A 4,860-nucleotide genomic window follows, 5' to 3' on the forward strand; every position below is an offset into this window, starting at 1 on the left:
ATAATTTTTATAATGTCTGTAAGATTAAATCTTGACTTCTACAGTCAAATGTCCTGAGATTGCCACGCTCCCTACGGTCGCTCGCAATGACGACTCGGGTATCTGCAGGGGAGTGACCTCGAATCAATTATTTATTTTTATTATTATCACTACCGTCATCTTTCATGCCGTCTTTAAAAGCTTTAAGACCTTTGGCTAAATCGGACATAACTTGAGGTAATTTACCGGCACCGAATAATACAAAAATAATTAATAAAACTATTAATAAATGGCTAAAGCTCATTCCCATGATATTTTTGCTGTATAAGTTAAAATTTTATTATATAAGATATTATAGCTCTAATCTAGGATAAAATAATTAAAGAAATGCTTACTAAAAAACAATTTTCAGAATTTTTTGCTACTTTTTTTTATATCGGGAAAATAAAATACTGTCCAGGCACTTTTGGATCAATTGCCGCTTTCCCTCTAACTTACTTCTTAATATATTTTATTGTTAATCACAAAATAATCATTCCTTTCTCAAGTCTTACTCTCGGTGAAGTTCAACTTATCAGTATATTTATTATAAGTTTTAGCCTATGTTTGATACTCTTAATACTCGGCACTTATTTTACTAAAATATATTTAAATTATACAAATTCAGAAGACCCCAAAGAAGTGGTAATTGATGAAGTAGTAGGGCAAATGCTAACTATCGTTTTAGTATTTTTTTCTGCTTTATTTGCTAACGAATCGCATTTAATTAAATATTTTAGTCCGCTAACAATAAATATTATATTACTTCTCATATTACCTTTTTGTCTATTCCGATTTTTTGATATAGTAAAACCCTGGCCTATTAATTGGTTTGACAAAAATATTAAGGGCAGTATCGGCGTTATGCTTGATGACTTGTTAGCCGCAATATTTGCTGCGGTAACTCAATACGCAATTATATTTGTGTTAATAGACATAACATAATATTATCATTGACTAATTTCTAATATAATAATATGATACGACAAATATTTATAAATTTTTAAAGAGATAGTTTTCATGTTCGCAGTTATAAAAGCAGGTGGAAAACAATATAAAGTAGACAGAAATAGTATTATTAAAGTCGAAAAAATTGATGGAGAACTCGGTTCTAAAATTCAGTTTGATCAAATTTTAATGATTGGTGAATACTCAAAGCCTTCTTTTATTGGCACTCCAATAGTTAAAGGGGCTGTCGTTACGGCTGAAATTACTAACCAACTTAAAGATAATAAAATTATAGTCTTTAAGAAAAAGCGTAGAAAAAATTATCGTCGTAAAGCCGGTCATCGTCAAGAACTGACGGAATTAAAAATATTAGATATTACCAAACAATAATAATAACTTAAAAGGAATTATAAAATGGCAACCAAAAAAGCTGGTGGTAGTTCTAGGAACGGAAGAGACTCGGCCGGTCGAAGGCTGGGAGTTAAAAAGGCCGATGGACAATATGTAATACCCGGTAATATTATAGTCAGACAACGCGGCACAAAAATTCATCCTGGAACGAATGTAAGGCTTGGCAAAGATCATACAATATTCGCTCTGATAGAAGGTAGAGTAGAATTTTTAACTAAGCGAAATCATAAAATCGTTAATGTTAAAGAAATTGCAAGTGCTTAAGTATTTTTTTGTAGGCATTGCTCAATTAAGTATAGATTTTGTCATTGCGAGCAGTCGTAGACTGTGCGGCAATCCAGAAATAATTAAAAAAATTCTATAAATCAGAGTTTTTGACTGGATTGCTTCGTCAATTGCTATGCAATTTCCTCGCAATGACGGTTCAGGTATCAACGTAATGCCAAGCGAGACAACAAGCAGAAAATTAATTATATAATATTATATTAGGCTTCCTTTATTATGGCCTTAATAATTCAAAAGTTTGGTGGTACTTCCGTTTCAAATATTGATAGAATAAAAAAAATCGTTCCTATCATAAAAGCCGAAATAACTAAAAATAACCAAGTAATTGTAGTAGTTTCGGCTATGGCAGGTGTTACTAATCAACTTGTCACATTGTGTAATGAAGTATCAAGCCTTAACAACATTTCTCAATTTGCAGAATATGATGTAGTACTTTCTAGCGGCGAAATAGTCACTGCTTCATTACTAGCACTCGCTCTTCAAGAAGAAGACATAAAGGCACAATCATTTCTAGCTTGGCAATTACCGATTCTCACCGATAATAATCATAGTAAAGCTTTAGTAGAATCAATTACTACAGATTTACTAGAAAAATATTTACAGTTAAATACCGTCCCTATAATAGCCGGTTTTCAAGGAACTAACAAATCCAATAGGTTAACTACTTTGGGCAGAGGAGGATCCGATACTACTGCCGCCTTAATCGCTGCAGCTATGAAAGCCGATAGATGTGATATTTATACTGATGTAGAGGGAATATTTACTGCTGATCCAAGAATTATTCCAAATGCTAAGAAGATAAAAGAAATAGATTTTTTAGAAATGTTAGAACTAGCATCAAGCGGAGCAAAAGTACTACACCCTAGAGCCGTAGAGCTAGTAATGCGGTATAACATAGATATGCGTGTCCTTTCAACATTTTCACCGAATACAGAAGGTACGTTAATTACTTCAAAGGATAAAAATATGGAGAATGGAATTATTAACAGCATTACTTCTAATAAAAATTTATTAAAAATATCTGTAAAGAGCATTTCTTTAAGTTTTTTGCAAGTTGCAAATATGATTACACAAAATAATAATCATATTGAATTTATGCAAGAGATAAAAAATAATGAAGAATATAGTTTTATTACAAATTTAACTGATAAAAATAATTTACAAGCTTTACTTACTAATTTAAAAAATGATAAGCAGATACAAGATTTTACTTTTGATGCCGAAATTGCTACAATCTCTCTTATTGGTCATGGGATTAAAAATGATTGTAAAGTACTTGAAACGATATTATCAAAGTTAACGAAAGATAATATAAATGTTAACATGATACAATTATCAGAAGTTAAAATTACCTTATTAATAAATGATCAAGATGCAGAAAAAACAATTTTTAATTTATATAATCTTTTTAAAATATCTTAGATTCTACACCTGAAATTTAATTTATATTTTAAGTTATTTTATATTAAAATTATAAGATTTTGAAAAGGCGTGGCTTCTATTCCAGAAAATTTTATAATTTGTGATAAAAAGAGTTAAAATAGGTTAATTTAAATTTCATATATAAGACCTAAATACTTAATTAAATAGCTTAAATTTATTATTTTCATTATAATTATCTTCTATTTACTATTTATTAGTTATATATTAATAAATAAGTTTAATAGGCTATCTATAAAGTTATTTTAAAGCTAATTAAATTCTTTTTTGCTATAAAATCTCATTAATTATCAATTAAAATAATTTCATAGATAGCCTCTTAAAAATCATAAATTCTTATCATTTAAAAAAATTATTTTAACTCTCAATTTTCAGGAGTAAATTTTACAGGAAAAAATAATGAGCGAAGATATAAGGTCAAAAGAAAGATTTAATCGGATTAACGATATATCAGAGGCAAATACAGATGGTCCAGAAGAAATTAGAAATAATTTTAAAAAATTTGTACTGAATATATTAGAAGCAGACAATATAACCCCGTATAAGTTAAGTGAAAAAACAGGTACCCATGAAACAGCGTGGAAAAATTTCCTAGATGGTCGTACAAAAATGCCTGATATGGGAGCAATTGTTGCTCTCGCCGATTATAAAAATGTCCCGCTAGATGAAGTAATAGGCAGAGATATAAATAAAGAAAAAAAGAGAACGGTAGAAATAAAACAAACTCCAGAAATATCCGCATCTATAGCTAAACTACCAAAAGACACACTTCAAGAAGCCATGCTGATAGGAGAAAAAACTAGAGGATTTATACATATACCGACAACTAAAGAAACAAAATCTTTTGCTAAACAAGTTAAAAACTCTAATAAACCGAAAGGAAGATCTATCTAAATAAAAATATGTTTTCAATATTGATCCTAATATAAAACCTTACTTGATATTCTAAAATGGAAAATAACTTCAAAACGACCAAAATGGCCGACGCTACTTCCTCTTGCTTCCACTGATATTTCACCACAAAAAATAACTGATAATGAGAATATAAGGGTAACTTATGTAGGACATGTAACCTTTTTAATTCAAATAGACGGTTTAAATATCTTAACTGATCCGGTATGGTCGGAGCGGGTTAGTCCTTTTACTTTTGCAGGACCAAAGAGAGTAGTAAAGCCTGGCATTAATTTTACCGATTTACCTAAAATTGATATTATAGTAGTAAGTCATAATCATTATGACCATTTAGATATAAGAGCAATTAAAGATTTATGGGTACGAGATAAACCCAAGATTATTACACCGCTAATGAATGACGTAATAATCAAAAAACATATTAGCGATGCAGAAATTATTACCTTGGGATGGTGAGAATCATATAAAGAACAAAATATTTATCTAGAACCAGCCCAACATTGGTCAGCTAGAGGAATATTTGATAAAAATAAAGCATTATGGGGAATTTTATCATTAAAACTAAGATGGGAGATATTTGTTTTATAGGTGATTCGGGTTATAACGATACACTTTTTAAAGAGATCGGAAAAACATAATATTTTAATAAGCCTTATTCCGATAGGGGCTTATGAACCAAGATGGTTTATGAAACCGGTACATATGAATCCTGAAGAAGCCGTATTTACTCATTTGGTAATCCTCCCATTTTTAATCGCAATAGAGAGTAGAGAGTTAAGTTGCGAGAGCTAATTTTTGTATCGGTGTTATACCGCCAATATGTAATAGTTGAGATTTAATCTTACA

The 4,860-nt window shown here is 30.0% G+C and carries 7 protein-coding genes; 6 read left to right on the plus strand and 1 reads right to left on the minus strand.

The features are described 5' to 3' along the window. Positions 1-127: 127 nt before the first annotated feature. Entirely contained in the window at positions 128-289 is a 162-nt protein-coding gene (locus tag KYQ89_RS03320; protein WP_218460396.1) for a Sec-independent protein translocase subunit TatA, read from the minus strand. Positions 290-366: 77 nt separating this feature from the next. Here KYQ89_RS03320 and KYQ89_RS03325 point away from each other — a divergent pair, with 77 nt between their 5' ends. The 6 genes from KYQ89_RS03325 to KYQ89_RS03350 all read left to right on the plus strand — a co-directional run bounded on the left by KYQ89_RS03325 (position 367) and on the right by KYQ89_RS03350 (position 4,470). Beyond that, positions 367-963: a phosphatidylglycerophosphatase A gene (locus KYQ89_RS03325; RefSeq protein ID WP_218460397.1), complete on the plus strand. Its 597-nt coding sequence runs from the start codon at positions 367-369 to the stop codon at positions 961-963. Between the two features lie 75 nt (positions 964-1,038). After that, a complete protein-coding gene (gene rplU / locus KYQ89_RS03330; RefSeq protein ID WP_004997480.1) occupies positions 1,039-1,356 on the plus strand; it encodes a 50S ribosomal protein L21 in 318 nt (105 codons plus the stop codon). A 24-nt stretch (positions 1,357-1,380) separates the two neighbouring features. Continuing rightward, complete coding sequence (rpmA, locus tag KYQ89_RS03335; RefSeq protein WP_218460398.1) at positions 1,381-1,641, plus strand: 50S ribosomal protein L27; 261 nt, start codon at positions 1,381-1,383, stop codon at positions 1,639-1,641. A gap of 237 nt (positions 1,642-1,878) precedes the next feature. Beyond that, positions 1,879-3,084, plus strand: coding sequence for an aspartate kinase (locus KYQ89_RS03340; protein ID WP_218460399.1), 1,206 nt, complete (start codon positions 1,879-1,881; stop codon positions 3,082-3,084). A gap of 417 nt (positions 3,085-3,501) precedes the next feature. After that, the gene (locus KYQ89_RS03345) at positions 3,502-3,996 is read left to right on the plus strand and encodes a helix-turn-helix domain-containing protein (RefSeq protein WP_218460400.1); all 495 of its coding nucleotides are present in this window, start codon (positions 3,502-3,504) and stop codon (positions 3,994-3,996) included. A 207-nt stretch (positions 3,997-4,203) separates the two neighbouring features. Next, positions 4,204-4,470, plus strand: a complete 267-nt coding sequence (locus KYQ89_RS03350; RefSeq protein WP_218460401.1) for an MBL fold metallo-hydrolase — start codon at positions 4,204-4,206, stop codon at positions 4,468-4,470. Positions 4,471-4,860 lie beyond the last annotated feature (390 nt).

The sequence above is a fragment of the Rickettsia sp. TH2014 genome, from assembly GCF_019249195.1.
Classification (GTDB): Bacteria; Pseudomonadota; Alphaproteobacteria; order Rickettsiales; family Rickettsiaceae; genus Rickettsia; species Rickettsia felis.

Bases quoted from the DNA above. Each gene is read 5' to 3' on its own strand.
- KYQ89_RS03320 (WP_218460396.1), bottom strand. From the start codon at position 289: ATGGGAATGAGCTTTAGCCATTTATTAATAGTTTTATTAATTATTTTT.
- rplU (WP_004997480.1), top strand. From the start codon at position 1,039: ATGTTCGCAGTTATAAAAGCAGGTGGAAAACAATATAAAGTAGACAGA.
- KYQ89_RS03340 (WP_218460399.1), top strand. From the start codon at position 1,879: ATGGCCTTAATAATTCAAAAGTTTGGTGGTACTTCCGTTTCAAATATT.
- KYQ89_RS03345 (WP_218460400.1), top strand. From the start codon at position 3,502: ATGAGCGAAGATATAAGGTCAAAAGAAAGATTTAATCGGATTAACGAT.
- KYQ89_RS03325 (WP_218460397.1), top strand. From the start codon at position 367: ATGCTTACTAAAAAACAATTTTCAGAATTTTTTGCTACTTTTTTTTAT.
- rpmA (WP_218460398.1), top strand. From the start codon at position 1,381: ATGGCAACCAAAAAAGCTGGTGGTAGTTCTAGGAACGGAAGAGACTCG.